This is a genomic window from Azospirillum tabaci (assembly GCF_014596085.1).
Taxonomy (GTDB): domain Bacteria; phylum Pseudomonadota; class Alphaproteobacteria; order Azospirillales; family Azospirillaceae; genus Azospirillum; species Azospirillum tabaci.
The window spans coordinates 12,166-27,185 of record NZ_JACCJY010000027.1; the positions used below are offsets into that span (position 1 = coordinate 12,166).

The 15,020-nt window shown below is 69.6% G+C and carries 16 protein-coding genes; 6 read left to right on the top strand and 10 right to left on the bottom strand.

Going from position 1 to position 15,020, the window contains the following annotated elements:
- Positions 1-11 precede the first annotated feature (11 nt).
- From napA to flgF, 8 genes are all read right to left on the bottom strand, one after another.
- Positions 12-2,522: a nitrate reductase catalytic subunit NapA gene (gene napA / locus H0B54_RS21900; protein ID WP_188262091.1), complete on the bottom strand. Its 2,511-nt coding sequence runs from the start codon at positions 2,520-2,522 to the stop codon at positions 12-14.
- A gap of 43 nt (positions 2,523-2,565) precedes the next feature.
- Positions 2,566-2,859, bottom strand: a complete 294-nt coding sequence (locus H0B54_RS21905; protein WP_188262092.1) for a chaperone NapD — start codon at positions 2,857-2,859, stop codon at positions 2,566-2,568.
- 7 nt (positions 2,860-2,866) lie between these two features.
- Positions 2,867-3,043 (bottom strand): periplasmic nitrate reductase, NapE protein, encoded by a 177-nt coding sequence (locus tag H0B54_RS21910; RefSeq protein WP_188262093.1) that lies wholly within the window; start codon positions 3,041-3,043, stop codon positions 2,867-2,869.
- Between the two features lie 213 nt (positions 3,044-3,256).
- On the bottom strand, positions 3,257-3,751 hold the full coding sequence (locus H0B54_RS21915) for a hypothetical protein (protein ID WP_188262094.1): 495 nt from the start codon (positions 3,749-3,751) through the stop codon (positions 3,257-3,259).
- 18 nt (positions 3,752-3,769) lie between these two features.
- Positions 3,770-4,513: a flagellar basal body L-ring protein FlgH gene (flgH, locus tag H0B54_RS21920; protein WP_188262095.1), complete on the bottom strand. Its 744-nt coding sequence runs from the start codon at positions 4,511-4,513 to the stop codon at positions 3,770-3,772.
- 37 nt (positions 4,514-4,550) lie between these two features.
- Positions 4,551-5,282 carry a flagellar basal body P-ring formation chaperone FlgA gene (gene flgA, locus H0B54_RS21925; protein WP_211109488.1) on the bottom strand — a complete coding sequence of 244 codons (732 nt, stop codon included), beginning with the start codon at positions 5,280-5,282 and terminating at the stop codon, positions 4,551-4,553.
- 5 nt (positions 5,283-5,287) lie between these two features.
- On the bottom strand, positions 5,288-6,073 hold the full coding sequence (flgG, locus tag H0B54_RS21930) for a flagellar basal-body rod protein FlgG (protein WP_094305780.1): 786 nt from the start codon (positions 6,071-6,073) through the stop codon (positions 5,288-5,290).
- 17 nt (positions 6,074-6,090) lie between these two features.
- Positions 6,091-6,819, bottom strand: a complete 729-nt coding sequence (flgF, locus tag H0B54_RS21935) for a flagellar basal-body rod protein FlgF (RefSeq protein WP_188262097.1) — start codon at positions 6,817-6,819, stop codon at positions 6,091-6,093.
- Between the two features lie 143 nt (positions 6,820-6,962).
- Between flgF and H0B54_RS21940 the strand changes: the two genes are divergently transcribed.
- The 3 genes from H0B54_RS21940 (at position 6,963) to H0B54_RS21950 (ending at position 11,283) form a co-directional block, all read left to right on the top strand.
- Entirely contained in the window at positions 6,963-9,365 is a 2,403-nt protein-coding gene (locus H0B54_RS21940) for a hypothetical protein (RefSeq protein WP_246472683.1), read from the top strand.
- Positions 9,366-9,435: 70 nt separating this feature from the next.
- A complete protein-coding gene (gene motA, locus H0B54_RS21945; RefSeq protein WP_109070357.1) occupies positions 9,436-10,323 on the top strand; it encodes a flagellar motor stator protein MotA in 888 nt (295 codons plus the stop codon).
- A gap of 9 nt (positions 10,324-10,332) precedes the next feature.
- Positions 10,333-11,283 (top strand): flagellar motor protein MotB, encoded by a 951-nt coding sequence (locus H0B54_RS21950; protein WP_188262098.1) that lies wholly within the window; start codon positions 10,333-10,335, stop codon positions 11,281-11,283.
- 1 nt (position 11,284) lies between these two features.
- Here H0B54_RS21950 and H0B54_RS21955 read toward each other — a convergent pair whose 3' ends face one another.
- Both H0B54_RS21955 and H0B54_RS21960 read right to left on the bottom strand, forming a co-directional pair.
- Positions 11,285-12,493 carry an arabinose transporter gene (locus H0B54_RS21955; RefSeq protein ID WP_188262099.1) on the bottom strand — a complete coding sequence of 403 codons (1,209 nt, stop codon included), beginning with the start codon at positions 12,491-12,493 and terminating at the stop codon, positions 11,285-11,287.
- Positions 12,494-12,777: 284 nt separating this feature from the next.
- The gene (locus H0B54_RS21960) at positions 12,778-13,464 is read right to left on the bottom strand and encodes a YitT family protein (RefSeq protein ID WP_094305775.1); all 687 of its coding nucleotides are present in this window, start codon (positions 13,462-13,464) and stop codon (positions 12,778-12,780) included.
- A 450-nt stretch (positions 13,465-13,914) separates the two neighbouring features.
- On the opposite strand from H0B54_RS21960, the gene H0B54_RS21965 reads away from it, so the two are divergent.
- From H0B54_RS21965 to H0B54_RS21975, 3 genes are all read left to right on the top strand, one after another.
- Positions 13,915-14,205 carry a RebB family R body protein gene (locus H0B54_RS21965; RefSeq protein WP_014200159.1) on the top strand — a complete coding sequence of 97 codons (291 nt, stop codon included), beginning with the start codon at positions 13,915-13,917 and terminating at the stop codon, positions 14,203-14,205.
- Between the two features lie 99 nt (positions 14,206-14,304).
- A complete protein-coding gene (locus H0B54_RS21970) occupies positions 14,305-14,574 on the top strand; it encodes a RebB family R body protein (protein ID WP_014200160.1) in 270 nt (89 codons plus the stop codon).
- Positions 14,575-14,665: 91 nt separating this feature from the next.
- Entirely contained in the window at positions 14,666-14,932 is a 267-nt protein-coding gene (locus H0B54_RS21975) for a RebB family R body protein (RefSeq protein WP_014200161.1), read from the top strand.
- Positions 14,933-15,020: the final 88 nt, after the last annotated feature.

Here is a 15,020-nt window from a genome sequence, read left to right on the forward strand (position 1 = left end):
GGACGGGCTCCTCACGCGACAGGAATGATCTTGACCGCGCATTTCTTGAAGTCGGTCTGCTTGCTCAGCGGGTCGGTGGCGTCCAGCGTCACCTTGTTGATGAGCACCGTGTGGTCGAAGAAGGGGACGAAGACGAGGCCCCGCGGCGGCTTGTTGCGGCCCCGCGTCTCGACCCGCACCCGCACCTCGCCACGGCGGGAGGCGATGCGCACCTCCTGCCCGCGCCGCAGGTTCAGGTCCTTGGCGTCGTCGGGATGGATGAAGACGACGGCGTTGGGGAAGGCCTTGCGCAGCTCCGGAACGCGCAGCGTCATGGAGCCGGAGTGCCAATGCTCGACCACGCGGCCGGTGCAGAGCCAGAACGGATAGTCCTTGTCGGGCGATTCCGCCGCCGGCTCATAGGGCAGCGCGAAGATGTTCGCCTTGCCGTCCTTGTTGCCGTAGAAGCGCACGCCCTCGCCCGCCGGGACGTAGGGATCGAAGCCCTCGCGGTAGCGCCACTTCGTCTCCTTGCCGTTCACCACCGGCCAGCGCAGGCCGCGCTCCTGGTGGTACAGGTCGTAGGGAGCGAGGTCGTGGCCGTGGCCGCGCCCGAAGGCGGCGTATTCCTCGAACAGGCCCTTCTGGACGTAGAAGCCGAAGGCCTGCGACTCGCGGTTCTCATAGGCCGGGTCGCAATCGGACAGCGGGAAGGCGTTGACCTGGCCGTTGCAGTACAGCACGTCGTACAGGGTCTTGCCGCGGACCTCCGGCTTCTTGGCGATCAGCTCCTCCGGCCACACCTCCTCGATCTTGAAGCGCTTGGAGAACTCGATGATCTGCCAGAGGTCGGAGCGCGCCTCGCCGGGCGCGCCGACGAGCTGGTGCCAGACCTGGGTGCGGCGTTCGGCGTTGCCGTAGCCGCCTTCCTTCTCCACCCACATGGCGGTCGGCAGGATCAGGTCGGCGGCGAGCGCCGTCACCGTCGGGTAGGCGTCCGACACGACGATGAAATTTTCCGGGTTCCGGTAGCCCTGGTAGGTCTCGTTCGCCGTGTTCGGCGCCGTCTGCATGTTGTTGTTGCACTGGACCCAGTAGGCGTTGAGCTTACCGTCCTTCAGCATGCGGTCCTGCTGGACGGCGTGGTAGCCGACCTTGTCCGGGATCGTGCCGTCCGGCAGCTTCCAGATTTCCTCGGCGTGGTGCCGGTGCTCCGGGTTGGTGACCACCATGTCGGCGGGCAGCCGGTGGGCGAAGGTGCCGACCTCGCGCGCCGTGCCGCAAGCCGACGGCTGGCCGGTCAGCGAGAAGGGGCCGCAGCCCGGCTGGCTGATCTTCCCGGTCAGCAGATGGATGTTGTAGACGAGGTTGTTGGCCCAGACGCCGCGGGTGTGCTGGTTGAAGCCCATGGTCCAGAAGGACATGACCTTCACCTTCGGGTCGGCGTACAGCTCGGCCAGCGCCTCCAGCCGATTCTTCGGCACGCCCGACAGCTCGTGCGCCTTCTCCAGCGTGTAGGGCTCGACGAACTTGGCGAACTCCTCGAAGGAGATCGGGTCGGACTCGTTGGCCTTGGCGACGTTCTTCGCCTTCTGCTCCAGCGGATGCTCGGGCCGCAGGCCGTAGCCGATGTCGTCGCGGCCGCGCTTGAAGTTGACGTGCTTGGCGATGAACTCCTGGTTCACCCGGCCCGTCTTGATGATGTGGTTGGCGATGTAGTTGAGGATCGCCAGATCGGACTGCGGCGTGAAGACCAGACCGATGTCGGCGAGGTCGAAGCTGCGGTGCTCGTAGGTGGACAGGACGGCGACCTTGCAGCCCTCATGGGTCAGCCGGCGGTCGGTGACGCGGGTCCACAGGATGGGGTGCATCTCCGCCATGTTGGAGCCCCACAGCACGAAGGCGTCGGCCTGCTCCATGTCGTCGTAGCAGCCCATCGGCTCGTCCATGCCGAAGGTGCGCATGAAGCCGACCACCGCCGACGCCATGCAGTGGCGGGCGTTGGGGTCCAGGTTGTTGGAGCGCAGGCCCGCCTTCATGAACTTGGAGGCGGCGTAGCCTTCCATGATCGTCCACTGGCCGGAGCCGAACATGCCCACCGCGGTCGGACCCTTCTTCTTCAGGGTCTCCTTCCACTTGGTGGCCATGATGTCGAAGGCCTGGTCCCAGCTGATCGGGGTGAATTCGCCTTCCTTGTGGAACTGGCCGTCCTTCATGCGCAGCAGCGGCTGGGTCAGCCGGTCCTCGCCGTACATGATCTTGGACAGGAAATAGCCCTTCACGCAGTTCAGGCCGCGGTTGACCTCGGCCTTCACATCGCCGTGGGTGGCGACGATGCGCCCCTCCTTCACGCCGACCATGACGCCGCAGCCGGTGCCGCAGAAGCGGCAGGGAGCCTTCGACCAGGTGAGCTTGGCGTCGGCGCCGGCCGTCAGGGTGCCGGCCTCGGCGGGCTGGATGACGGACGGCAGGCTCACACCGGCCGCCGCCGCCGCGGTCACGGCGGCTTGGACCTTCAGATAATCACGGCGGGTCAGGGACATAGGGGGTGCCTCCTGGGGCGGGTCGTCTTTTCTTGGACGGACGTCAATGGGCGTGGGGGACGAGGGCGGTGTCGGCGGGCATCGGCTCCGCGCAGCGCTCGGCGTCTTCGTAGTGGTGGTAGACCAGCGTGGTGGTGTGGACGCCCGCCATGGCGTTGATGTCGGCGATGCGGTCCAGGACCTCGGCCTCCGTCGCGGTTTCCAGCGTGACGATGGCCTTGCCGTTCTCCGACGCGTGCCAATCGGCGCCGGCGAGCCCGCGGACGACCTCCTTCAGGGCGGCGGTGCGGTCGGGCGCGTGCTGGATGACGAGGCTGGAAATGTGCAGTTCGGGCATGGCCGCCTCACATCCCGCCGGAGTGGGACAGGATCTGGTACATCCAGACGGAGAAGCCGTAGGCCCCGACCATGCCGATCGCCAGGAACGGCCAGATCAGGATGGAGAGAGCGAAGAAGACCAGCCCCTCGAAGCGGCGGGTCGGGGCGGCGGTGTCGGCGGTGCGGGCGGGCGGCGCGTTCATGGCGATCCCATGGATTGATCGAACGGTATCGCCGCGGAGCTTCATCCTTTCGCATCATGAGTGGCTTGACCGAGGTCAAGTGCCGGTACTGACTCAGTTCCTAAGTACCGGTACTTTCGTCGTTCTGGACGTTTTGCCGCACGTCAACGCAAAACCCCTCCCCCGCCGGGCGCGGGGGAGGGGTTTTGCGGAAACGAACCGGGATTGGGAGGGTTACAGCCGGGTGTTTTCCTGGCGCATCAGGCGGTCGATCAGCACGCCGCGCACGAGGTCGGGGCCGAGCTGTTCGGCGGCGGCCTGCTTCAGGGATTTGGCGACGGTGGCGGGATCGACCGACGGGCCGTCGAAGGCGCCCGCTCCCGCCATGCCGAACAGGGCCTGAAGCAGGGCGTTGCGGGCGTGGGGCAGATGGCGGCGCAGCAGGTTGGCCTGATCGATGCTGCCGGTCTGCAAGGTGATCTGGGTCAGGATGAAGGCGTTGGTGCGGCCTTCTACCAGCACCGGCACCATCAATTGCCCGACCTCCACGTAGAAGGGGCCGGGGCCGTCGGTGGGCAGGTCCGGCCCGGCGCCGGCCGTCTGCTCCACGGCCTTCTCCTCGACGCCGAGCGTCAGCTGCAGGCGCCCGATGCCGTAGCCCACCGCCGCCGCCAGGGCGGCGCAGAGCACGAAGACCGAGTATCGGCTGGGTCCGGGGCGGTCCGCCATGGTCGCGTCTCCCCCCGCTCAGAAGGGCATGATGATGTCGAAGACCTGCTGCCCGTAGCGCGGCTGCTGGACGTCGGTGATCTGGCCGCGCCCGCCGTAGGTGATCCGCGCCTCGGCGATCTTGTCGTAGTCGATGGTGTTCACGTTGGTGATGTCCTCGGGCCGGATGACCCCGGCGATGCGCATCTCGCGCAGTTCGTAGTTCACCCGCACCTCCTGCCGACCGGCGATCACGAAATTGCCGTTGGGCAGCACCTCGGTCACCACCGCCGCAGCGCGCATGGCGATGCGCTCGTTGCGCTGGATGGTCCCGGTGCCGGAGGAGGAGGAGGAGCTGTCCATGTCGACGAGGCTGGACGGATCCACCGCGTCGGGCAGCACGGCGGGCAGCCGCGACTCCAGCCCGAAAAAGTTCGGCAAGCCCGCCGACTCGGCGTTGGAGCGCTGGCGCTGCGTCTGGTTCTGCAGCTGCGCCTGGTCGGCGATGTTGATGATGACGGTCAGCAGATCGCCCACCTGCTTGGCCCGCGGGTCGCGGAAGAAGTCGCGGGACCCGGTGCGCCACAGCGAACTCGGCACCTGCTCGTTGGTGTTGGGGCGTGGCATCGGCATGGAGATGACGCGCGCCTCCGGCGCCATGGCGGGGTTGGAGATCTCCGACAGGCGCGGCGCCTGCCCCACGTCGGCCAGCCGCCCGCAGCCGGCGAGCGCCACCGTCAGGGCGAGGAACGGAACCAAGGTGCGGGGCGGGAGGGTGCGCATGGCGGTGGTGTCCTTGACTGGACTCGGGTGACTGGACTCAGAATTTTGCGGGAGCCGCATTGGCCGGCATGGCGTCCGGCGGCCCTGTGACGGTGACGGTCTGCGGACCGGTGATGGTGCCGGTGACGACGATGTTGCTGGCGACGTTCATCACCCGCACCAGCTCCCCCACCCCTCCGTCCTGCAGGGCGCGGCCGCGCGCCATCAATTGCAGCGGCCCGTCCTCGTAGAGGAGGCTGACCGGCTTGTTGCGCTGGACCACCAGCGGGGCGCCGACCGCCGAGGTCTGGATCAGCCGCCCGGCGGAGAGTTGGCGGCGGCTGGCCAGCCCGGCCAAGCTGTCGCGCGAGGTGACGACGGCGCCGTTCAGCCGCTCCAGCGGCATCGGGATGGTGGTCAGGTCGCTGTCGGCGATCACCTCGCCGGGCAGGATGCGGCGCGTCGGCACCGGCACCTCGACCATGATCTCGGCCTTGGCCTTGATCTCCAGAATGCGCCCGTCGCTGCTGACCAGCGCGCGGATCAGGCCGCCGCGCGGGTCGTAGGACAAGTCGCGCACCGCCTCCACCGGGCCGGAGAAGGGCACGGTCAACACCACCGACACCCGCGCGTCCGGCGGCACCGCCGGGCCGAGCGAGGCCGCCAGCTCCTGCGCCAGCAGCGCCTCCACGGCGCCCTCGCCGTCGGAGAGATAGGCCGCCTGGGCGGGCGCGCAGAGCAGGTGCAGAGCCAGCGCGAGGCCGGTGAGACGCCGAACGGAACGCCGCATGGCGGTCACCGCATGTTGGAGAGGGTGGAGGCCATCTGGTCGCCGGCCTCGACCACCTTCGCGTTCATCTCGTAGGCGCGCTGGGCGGAGATGAGTTCGGTGATCTCCTGGACGACGTTGACGTTGGAGGATTCCAGGTACTTCTGCCGGATGGTGCCGAAGCCCGCCTGCCCGCCGGTGCCGTCCTGCGGCTCGCCCGAGGCGGGGGTGGCGCGGTAGAGGTTGTCGCCCATCGCCTCCAGCCCGGATTCGTTGACGAAGACAGTCATCACGAGCTGGCCCAGCACGCGTGGGCGGGTCTGCCCGTCGACGAAGGCCTGCACCTCGCCCGACGCGTTCACGGCGATCTCCCGCGTGCCCTGCGGCACGGTGACCTCCGGCAGCACCGGGTGGCCGTCGCTGGTCACGATGGTCCCTTCCGGCGACAGCTTGAAGCCTCCGGCGCGGGTGTAGGCGGTCTCGCCCGCCGGCATGCGGATGTTGAAGTAGCCGCGCCCCTCGATGGCGAGGTCCAGTTCGTTCCCGGTGGAGGTCAGGTTGCCGGTCGTGTTGATGCGGTTGACCGCCCCCGGACGCACGCCGAGGCCGACCTCGATGCCGGTCGGGATGATGGTGCCGGCGTCGGTGGACTGGCTGCCCTGGCGCCGTTCCGACTGGTACATCAGGTCCTGGAACTCGGCGCGCCCGCGCTTGAAGGCGGTGGTGTTGATGTTGGCGATGTTGTTGGAGATGACCTCGACGTTCAACTGCTGGGCCATCATGCCGGTCGAAGCGATGCTGAGCACGCGCATGGACGCAATCTCCTGAATTAAGCGGATTTGCCGAGGCGGTTAATGGCGGAGCGCAGCAGGTCCTGCCCGTCGTCCATCATGCGGGTGACCGACTGGTAGTCGCGCGTCAGCTCCATCATCCGCGACATCTCGGCGATGGACTGGACGTTGGACTGCTCCAGCTTGCCCTGGACGATCCGGGCGTCGGGGGCCGGCAGAGGCTGGGCGTCCCCGGCGTCGAACAGCACGTCGCCGGTCTGGGCCAGCGCCTGCGGGCTCTCGAAGCGGACGACGCGCAGCCGGGCGATCATCTCGTTGTCGGCGGAGACCAGCCCGTCGGTGCCGATCTCCATCCGGCTGCGGTCGGCCGGGATGACGATGGGCTGCTGGTTGTCGTCCAGATACGGGAAGCCGCTGGCGTTCACGAGCTGCCCGTCCACGTCGCGCCGCATCCGCCCGTCGCGGGTGTAGCGCGGGCCATCCGGCGTCTGCACCTGGAGCCAGCCGTCGCCGTCCAGCGCCACGTCGTAGGGGTTGTCGGTCGGCTTCAGGCTGCCGGCAGTGAAGTCGGTGTAGGTGGCGCGGTCGATGGTGAAGGCGATCTTGTCGGACGGCTTCATGCCGCCGCGCTCCATTGCCGCTTCGAACAGCATGCGTTCGCCACGGAACCCCGCAGTGTTCATGTTGGCGATGTTGTTCGCCACGACATCGAGTTGCCGGCGCAACGCCACTTGCCTCGACAATCCGATGTAAAGGGGGTTCTCCATCGCCGGACACCTTCCGTTTGAACGCCGCCTTAACCTAGGTGATGCAGTTTAAAGCCGGGTTTCAACCTGAGGCGCCGCGACGGGAACTGATCGGTGTCTTGGGGGATTTGACTCCGATTTAGATAAAATTTGGGGCAGTCGCGATGCATCCCTGCCGGACCCTGTCCATCTCCCTGGCTCTGCTGTCGGTCACCACCGCCCTGACGGCGCCCCCCGCCGCGGCGGAGGCACCGGCACCGATCACCGTGCAGACGGGCGACCATGCTGATTTCTCGCGTCTGGCGCTGGTCAACGCGCAGGGCGCCCCGGCGGTCGATGTGGGAAGCTGCGGCGGACGCGTTGCCTTTTCGCAGGCGGTCCCCTGGCCGCTGGAAGCGCTGAACGGCACCTATTCGCGGCGGCTGACCGGCTTCCAGACCGGGGAGGAGGGGCGCAGCCTGACCATGGACTGGCCCTGCGGCGCCCGCGTCACCGTACGCCGGGAGCGGCGGATCACCTTCATCGACGTGGCCGACCCGCCGCGCCCGGCGCGCAAGCCCGGCGCCCCGGTCCCGGCATCCGAAGGCGTCCTGCTGGCCGAGGCACCCGGCGCGTCGGTGTTTCCGGTGATCGCGCCACCGCCGGCTCCCGAACCGGCGCCCGCCCAAGCTGCGCCCATCAGCCTCGCCGAACGGCTGAACCCGGTCGCCAGCGCCCAGGCGCAGCCGGTCGTACAGGCGCAGCCAGCCATACAAGCTCCGCCCGCGGCACAGGCACCGCCACCGGTTCAGCCACAACCGGTTGCCAAGGCTCCGCCACCGCCGAAGCCGGAGCCCGTCCGGACGGTGGCCGCCGTGCCGCCGTCAGCTGTACCGCCGGTCACAGCCCCCGCCGTCCAGACCGACCCGCCGATCCGCGCCTTCGACCTGGACGCCTGGGCCGGCGACGACTACCCGGCGCGCAAGCAGCATCTGGAGCAGCGCATCGCCGAGAGCCAGGGCCGCGCGCGGGTGGACGCGCTGCTCGCCATGGCCCGCTTCACGCTGGCCCGCGCCCTGCCGGAGGAGGGCCGCGCCGCGCTGGACGCCGCGGAGAGCCTGACGCCGGGGCCGGACCAGCGCTACGAGCTGCGCCTGCTGCGCGACGCCTTCCGCGCGCTGGACGGCACCGCCGATCCCGACGACAGCCAGTTCGTCCGCGCCCAGCCCACCCCCGCCGCTGCCGACCACCATGTCTGGCGCAGCGCCACCCTGGCCCCCAGCCGCTGGACCGCGGCGAAAGCGAGCCTGCCCATCGCGCTGAAGCGGTTGCTGTCCTACCCCGCCGACCTGCGCGGCCGCCTGCTCACCCTGCTGGCCGAATCGGCGGGCGAGGCGGCGGACGGCGCGGCGCTGAACCTGATTGTGCTGGAGATGATCACGCTGGACGGCATCGGCTCCACCGACGGGCGGCTCGACTTCTTCCGCGGCCGTCTGGCGGAGCTGCACAACGAGACGGCCGAGGCGCTGACCCACTACAAGCGGGCCGCCGCCCTGCCCAACCTCTACGGCCACCGCGCCCAGGTCCGCTCCATCGAGCTGCGGCTGGCCAGCGGCGCGCTGGACGATCCCGGTGCCATCGCGGAGCTGGAAAGCCTGCGCTACGCCTGGCGCGGCGGCGACGTGGAGACGGATGCGCTGGCCGCGCTGGGCGCCGCCTACACCCGCGCCGGGCGGATCGACGCGGCGCTCGACATCTTCGGCCTGCTGGGCCGCCGCTTCGGCGCAACGGCGCGCGGGCGGGCGGCGCTGACCACCGGGCGCGGGCTTCTCGACGCGGTGATCGGCCATCTGGAGACGACCCCAGGCAGCGCGCTCGACGCGTTGTCCCTCCAGGTGCGCTACGGCCGCACGGTGGCGCTGACCGACGACGATGCCGGAACGCGGCAGCGCCGGCTCGCCCGGCTGCTGGCCCGCGGCGGCTTCACGCTGGAGGCCGCGCGCCTGCTCCACACCGTCGCCGAGGCCACGCGCGGCGCCGAACGCGCGGCGGTCGGTCTGGAGCTGGCCCGCGTGCTGCTGGACGCCGGGCGCGGGTCGGAGGCGCTGGCCGTGTTGGACCATACCGCCGGCCCAGCGCCGGACGCCGCCGCCGCCGAACGCCGCGCCCTGCTGCGCGCCGAGGCCTTCGCCACCGAGGGCGAGGCGATGCGCGCCTTCGACGCGCTGCGCGGTCTGACCGGCCCCGACGCGGCGCGCATCCGGGCGGACAGCCTGTTCCGGGCCGGCGAGTGGCCGGCGGCCCGCGCCGCCTACGCCGAGCTGCTGGGCGGGCCGGGCGCGCCCCTGCCGGACGACATCGCCTTCCACGCGCTGGCCGCCTTCCGGGCGGGCGACGACGCGGCGGTCACCGCCGCCGCGGAGCGCCACGGCAAGGCGCTGGCCGGGACCCGCTGGGCCGGGCTGCTCGACGCCCTGGCCATCCCGGCCGACACGCCGGGCAAGCCGCTGTCCAGCGCCACCGTCAGCGGCCAGCTCGCCGCCGCCGAGGCGCTGGCCGGCATGGTGCGCCGGTGGAAGACGCCCTGAAAGCTCCCGCCTTACACGACGGCTCCCTGAGCCCGATCCCCCTTTTCGGCCGAGCCGGAGGACTCACATCATGCGTTTGCTGTTCGGAATCGTCGCGGTCTTCCTGAGCGTGCTGGGCGGCTTCGCCGCCATGGGCGGGCGGATGGGCGTGCTGTGGCAGCCCGTGGAGATCGTCATCATCGTCGGCGCCGGCATCGGCGGCTACGTCATCGCCAACTCCATGGCGGTGCTGCGCGCCACCGTGCGCACCATCGGGGCGGTGGCCCGCGGTCGGCACACCAGCAAGGACGAGTATCTGGACCTCATCTCGCTGCTCTACGCCCTGCTGCGGCAGGCCAAGTCCAAGGGCGTGTCGAACATCGAGAGCGACATCGACAAGCCGGACGACAGCCCGATCTTCGCCCAGTACCCCTCGGTCTTCCGCCAGCCGCGCTGCGTCACCTTCCTGTGCGACTACATGCGCCTGATCGCTCTGGGCCAGGACAACCCGCATGACCTGGAAGCCCTGATGAACGAGGAGATCGAGACCATCGGGCGCGAGCTGAACCAGGTGCCGAAGGCGCTGCAGAATCTGGCCGACGCGCTGCCGGCGCTGGGCATCGTCGCCGCCGTCCTGGGCGTCATCAACGCCATGAGCGCGATCAGCGAGCCGCCGGAGGTGCTTGGCCACATGATCGGCGGGGCGCTGACCGGCACCTTCCTCGGCGTGTTGCTGTCCTACGGCCTGGTCGGCCCGATCGCCGCCGCCGCCCGCCATCGCCGCGAGGCGGAGCTGACGCTGTTCATCTGCGTGCGCGCCGCGCTCGGCGCCTATCTGCGCGGCAGCCCCCCGCAGGTCTGCGCGGAGTTCGCCCGCAAGGTGCTGTTCGCCGACACGCAGCCGAGCCTTGCCGAGGTCGAGGTCGCCACCACCCTCTCCTCGCAGGCGAAGGCCCGCGAGGCGAGCCAGCCCGCCTGAGGCCCCGCTATGCCCCGCAAGCGCATCGAGCCGACGATCATCATCAAGCGCCGTTACGGCGAGGAGGAGGAGGAGCACAACAGCGCCTGGAAGCTGGCCTACGCCGACTTCGTGACGGCGATGATGACCTTCTTCCTCATCATGTGGCTGATGAACATCACCACGGTGGAGCAGCGCAAGGGCATCGCCGACTATTTCAACCCGGTAGCCCTGTCGCAGTCCAATTCGGGCGCCGACGGCATGCTCGCCGGGCGGGCGGTGGACAAGACGGGGGCGTTGTCCACCCCCAACGCGCCGGGGGAGCACAGCGTGCCGGTGGCCGCGCCGCCCGTCGTCGCCTCGCTGGGCGAGAGCGACCGCGAGCCCGCCGGCCGCAAGGACCCCATGCCCCACCCGCCCGGCGGCCGGAGCCAGCCGGACCGCGACGCGCGGGCGGAGCTGGAGGCCCTGCTCGACCGCCAGACCGCGGCGCTGAGCGAACAGCAGGGTTTGGAGAAGGCCGAGCGCGACCTGCGCACGGCGCTGGAGACGATGCCGGAGCTGGGGGCGCTCGCCGGCAGCGTGGTCATCGAGCAGACGTCCGTCGGCCTGCGCGTGCAGCTCACCGATCAGGCGAAGGTGTCGATGTACAACGTCGGCTCCGCCCAGATGAACGAGCAGGGGCGGCGCCTGATGCGGCTGGTCGCCGGCGCCGTCGCGTCGTCGCCCAACCGCCTCAGCATCACCGGCCACACCGACGCGCTGGGCTATGCGGACGGGGCGAAATACGGCAACTGGGAACTGTCCAGCGACCGCGCCAACGCCGCCCGCCGCGAGCTGATCGCCGCCGGCGTGCCGGCCCGGCGGATCGTCCGGGTGGAGGGCCGCGCCGATCTCGACCATCTCGACGCCGCCAACCCGCTGGCCCCGCAGAACCGGCGGATCAGCATCACCCTCCTGAAGGCCGCGGCGGGGGACTAGCTCAGGTCGGGCTGGTCCGCGCGGCCGGGCGCGCGCGGAGCAGTTGGACGGTGGTCAGGAAACCCAGCACGGCGGCGGCGCTCCCCAGCAGGAAGACGCCGCCGTAGCCCACCCGGTCGGCGAGCAGCCCGGCCAGCGGTCCGGTCAGGCCGTAGGCCACGTCCTGGAACGCCGCGAAGGCGCCGAGCGCGGTGCCGCGGAGCTGCGGCTCGACGAGATGGACGACCTCCCGCCCCATGGCGGGGAAGACCAGCGAGCAGCCCAGCCCGGTCAGAAAGGCGCCGGCCAGCGCGGTGACGGGATCGCCCGCGGTCCACAGCAGCGCCTGCCCGACCGCCTCCACCGCCAGCGACCCCATCGCCACGCGCAGCCCGCCGAAGCGGTCGGGCAGATGGCCCAGCGCGAAGCGGACGAGCACGAAGCCGAGGCCGAAGGCGGTCAGGCCGAGCCCGGCGTGGGGCCAGCCCTCGCGAACGAAGTGCAGCGAGAAGAAGGCGCCGATGGCGGCAAAGCCGATGCCCTGGAGGCTGACGATGGCGCCTTGCCGCCAGATCCGCCCCAGCACGCTGCGGAAGGGTGGGCGTTCGGCGTCGGGATGGGCCGGGATCCCTTCCATGCGCCGGATTGCGAGAAGTCCGACGGCGGGCAGCAGCGCGCTGACCGCCATGACGCCGGAAACGCCGAACCGGTCGAGCAGCGCCAGCCCCAACGGTCCGCCCGCCGCGAAGGCGCCGTAGAGCGCCGCCCCGATCAACGCCAGCACGCGGCCCGAGCGCTGCGGCCCGACGATGCCGATCCCCCAGGCGACCACTCCGACCCCGACGAGGCTTTCGCCGATGCCGATGAGCAGGCGACCCGCCACCAGCACGGAAAAAGCCGCCCATGGCGAGAACGATAGAGGACCAGCGGCCATCGAGACCAGCCCGCCGGCCACATAGAAGGCCAGCCCCCGCCCGACCGCGCGCTTGGCACCTTGGCGGTCGGAAAAAGTTCCGGCGAAGCCGCGGCTGAGGATGGTGGCGAGGAAGGCGCTTCCCACGCCCAGCCCGGCCCAGACATTGCCCATCCCCAGATCTCCGGCCACGAACAGCGGTACGACGGGAAGGGATAGGGCGACACAGAGGTAGGAGACGAACAGGACGGCGGTCAGGACGATCAGGCGACCCTGCGCCGGATCGCGCGCCGACGCCGGCCTTTGATGGGGACCCATGGTGTGCTCCACACTGGTCCCCGCCGATGGCCGTCCGTCCGAACACGCGAACGCACTCCGATCGGCGAGGATCGTTGAGTGCGTTGGTTGACGTTGAACGCTTACGGCCAGCATGGCTGGCGATGCGGGACAGGGTACCAATCCCGCGGAGAAATGCAACAGGCCGCGGCGGTCGCGACGGATCGCATTTCATATCCCCTCTCCCCTCTGGGGAGAGGGTTAGGGTGAGGGGGGTGCGCTTGTGCCGAACGCAACACCCTGGCGGGCCCCCCCTCACCGGCCTCTCAGCGGGCCACGTACCAGTCCGTCCGGTGGTTGAAGGCGACGAAGGCGTTCAGCACCGCCGCCCCCAGCATCGACGCCAGCACCGCCTTCCCGTCGATCACGAAGACCGCCATGGAGAAGATCACCACGTCGAACATGGCCTGGAGCCAGCCGGCGCGGAAGCCCGTCTTCTCCTGGATGTAGAAGGCGAGGATGCCCACCCCGCCGCCGCTGGAGCCGTGGCGGAACAGGCCGATGACCCCGATGCCGATGCAGAAGCCCGCCAGAACCGCCGCCACATAGGGGTGCAGCACGTCGTAGCGGATCGCCTGCGGCGCCAGCGTGGTCAGCACCGAGATGCTCGTGACCGCCAGAAGCGACTTTGCGGTGAAGCGCCAGCCGATGCGCGCCAGCGCCAGCGCGTAGAAAGGCAGGTTCACCACGAAGAACACCGGGCCGAAATCCAGCCCCGTGGCGTAGGCGATGACGAAGGACAGCCCCGCCGCCTGCCCGGTGATCAATCCGGCGGCATGCAGTATGGAAATTCCGAACGCGGTCATGATGATGCCGAACAGCTGCCCCTGCGCATTATCAAATGCGCTGTGCGAGGCCCTTTTGGCTTCATTTGTTGCAGCGGCAGTGTTTACGGCTACGGATACTGCATTTTTCTTGAGCACGCTGGGCACCTTCCAGACTTCATTCCCCATCGACAGTATCATCAAAGACCAGACCAAGAATAGAGCGGCGCAAGTTCGTTCGTCACCCCCGCAATCCGTGGGGCGACGCCGCTTCGCGCTCCCGTCGTCCATCCCCTCGCCGTCGATTCCGCCGGATGGCGCCGGTTTTCCGCGCGGGGGCGCGGGCGGTCGGACGCGGAATTGCACGGCCTTGCGTCCATCGTTGCGCCCGCCGCGCAAGAATCGGTCGCGCCGACACCGCACGCTTTCCCCGCATCGATCGCCAAAGCGCAACCCAGGCGCACAAAACTCACGCGGTCCGCCGGATTCTTTCGCCGGATAGACCAATCGCGCGACAAGCCACCTCTCTACAGTCGCACCGTCCGCCGTTCGCGCATCCCGTGGTCGCATGAGGCTGCGCGAATGATCGACGCCACCAGCGGCCGTCTTTGAAACCGGCCCCACCAGTGAGGAAAGACAATGGCATTTCCGACCGCCGTGAACGACCAGATCACCGATTCCGTCACCCAGGCCAACACCAAGGTCCTGGGCGACGCTCCGGCGATCGCCATGGGCAACCTGTTCCAGGCCACGGCCCAGGCGCTGGCCAACGCGGCCCACAACGCCACCAACGCCCAGCAGCAGTCCTACGTGACCGCGCAGGCCGCCACCACCCAGGGCGTGGCCACGCTCTACTCGATCGACACCGCCTCCACCGGCGTGGCGACGAAGAGCATCCTCAGCACCGGCGTCAAGGGCCTCGGCTCGTAAGCCGGACCCGCACCGCCATCGACGTTTCACCCACCTGCGCCACCCCGCCTGCCATGACGGACGGCGGGCGGGCGCCAGGCAACCGAAGAGGACGAACAAATGGCTTTCCCGACCGCCGTGAACGACCAGATCACCGATTCCGTCACCCAGGCCAACACGAAGGTCCTGGGCGACGCTCCGGCGATCGCCATGGGCAACCTGTTCCAGGCCACGGCCCAGGCGCTGGCCAACGCGGCGCACAACGCGACCAACAACCAGCAGCAGTCCTACGTGACCATGCAGGCCGCCACCACCATGGGCGTCGCCACGCTCTATTCGATCGACACCGCCTCCACCGGCGTCGCCACCAAGTCGATCCTGGGGAGCTGATGAGCCGACCGGCCAGGACCGGGCGCCTGCGGGCATCCGGAACGGGCCATCGGCCATCCATCCCGAACCATTCGCCAAGGAATAACGTCAGATGGCTTTCCCGACGGCAGTCAACAGCCAGATCACCGATTCCGTAGCCCAGAGCAACGTCCAGGTCGTTGGCAGCTCGCCGGCGATCGCCATGGGCAACCTGTACCAGGCCACCGCCCAGGCGTTGGCCAACGCGGCCCACAACGCGACCCTGGCGCAGCAGCAGATGTACGTCACGGCGCAGGCCGCCACGACGACGGGCGTCGCGATGCTCTACTCCATCGACACCGCGACCACCGGCGCCGCCACGTCGAAGCTCCTCGGCTGACCGGACGGCGGACGCGGCACCCGCCGCCGTCCGCCGCCCGCCACCGGCGCTTTGGCCTCAAACCAACGCAACATCCGATGTAAGGAGC

Excerpts from the sequence above, each read along its gene's own strand:
- H0B54_RS21975 (WP_014200161.1), top strand. The coding sequence starts at position 14,666 with ATGGCTTTCCCGACGGCAGTCAACAGCCAGATCACCGATTCCGTAGCC.
- H0B54_RS21915 (WP_188262094.1), bottom strand. The coding sequence starts at position 3,751 with ATGGCGGACCGCCCCGGACCCAGCCGATACTCGGTCTTCGTGCTCTGC.
- H0B54_RS21905 (WP_188262092.1), bottom strand. The coding sequence starts at position 2,859 with ATGCCCGAACTGCACATTTCCAGCCTCGTCATCCAGCACGCGCCCGAC.
- H0B54_RS21940 (WP_246472683.1), top strand. The coding sequence starts at position 6,963 with ATGCATCCCTGCCGGACCCTGTCCATCTCCCTGGCTCTGCTGTCGGTC.
- H0B54_RS21970 (WP_014200160.1), top strand. The coding sequence starts at position 14,305 with ATGGCTTTCCCGACCGCCGTGAACGACCAGATCACCGATTCCGTCACC.
- napA (WP_188262091.1), bottom strand. The coding sequence starts at position 2,522 with ATGTCCCTGACCCGCCGTGATTATCTGAAGGTCCAAGCCGCCGTGACC.
- H0B54_RS21965 (WP_014200159.1), top strand. The coding sequence starts at position 13,915 with ATGGCATTTCCGACCGCCGTGAACGACCAGATCACCGATTCCGTCACC.
- H0B54_RS21950 (WP_188262098.1), top strand. The coding sequence starts at position 10,333 with ATGCCCCGCAAGCGCATCGAGCCGACGATCATCATCAAGCGCCGTTAC.
- flgF (WP_188262097.1), bottom strand. The coding sequence starts at position 6,819 with ATGGAGAACCCCCTTTACATCGGATTGTCGAGGCAAGTGGCGTTGCGC.
- H0B54_RS21910 (WP_188262093.1), bottom strand. The coding sequence starts at position 3,043 with ATGAACGCGCCGCCCGCCCGCACCGCCGACACCGCCGCCCCGACCCGC.
- motA (WP_109070357.1), top strand. The coding sequence starts at position 9,436 with ATGCGTTTGCTGTTCGGAATCGTCGCGGTCTTCCTGAGCGTGCTGGGC.
- H0B54_RS21955 (WP_188262099.1), bottom strand. The coding sequence starts at position 12,493 with ATGGGTCCCCATCAAAGGCCGGCGTCGGCGCGCGATCCGGCGCAGGGT.
- flgH (WP_188262095.1), bottom strand. The coding sequence starts at position 4,513 with ATGCGCACCCTCCCGCCCCGCACCTTGGTTCCGTTCCTCGCCCTGACG.
- flgA (WP_211109488.1), bottom strand. The coding sequence starts at position 5,282 with ATGCGGCGTTCCGTTCGGCGTCTCACCGGCCTCGCGCTGGCTCTGCAC.
- H0B54_RS21960 (WP_094305775.1), bottom strand. The coding sequence starts at position 13,464 with ATGGGGAATGAAGTCTGGAAGGTGCCCAGCGTGCTCAAGAAAAATGCA.
- flgG (WP_094305780.1), bottom strand. The coding sequence starts at position 6,073 with ATGCGCGTGCTCAGCATCGCTTCGACCGGCATGATGGCCCAGCAGTTG.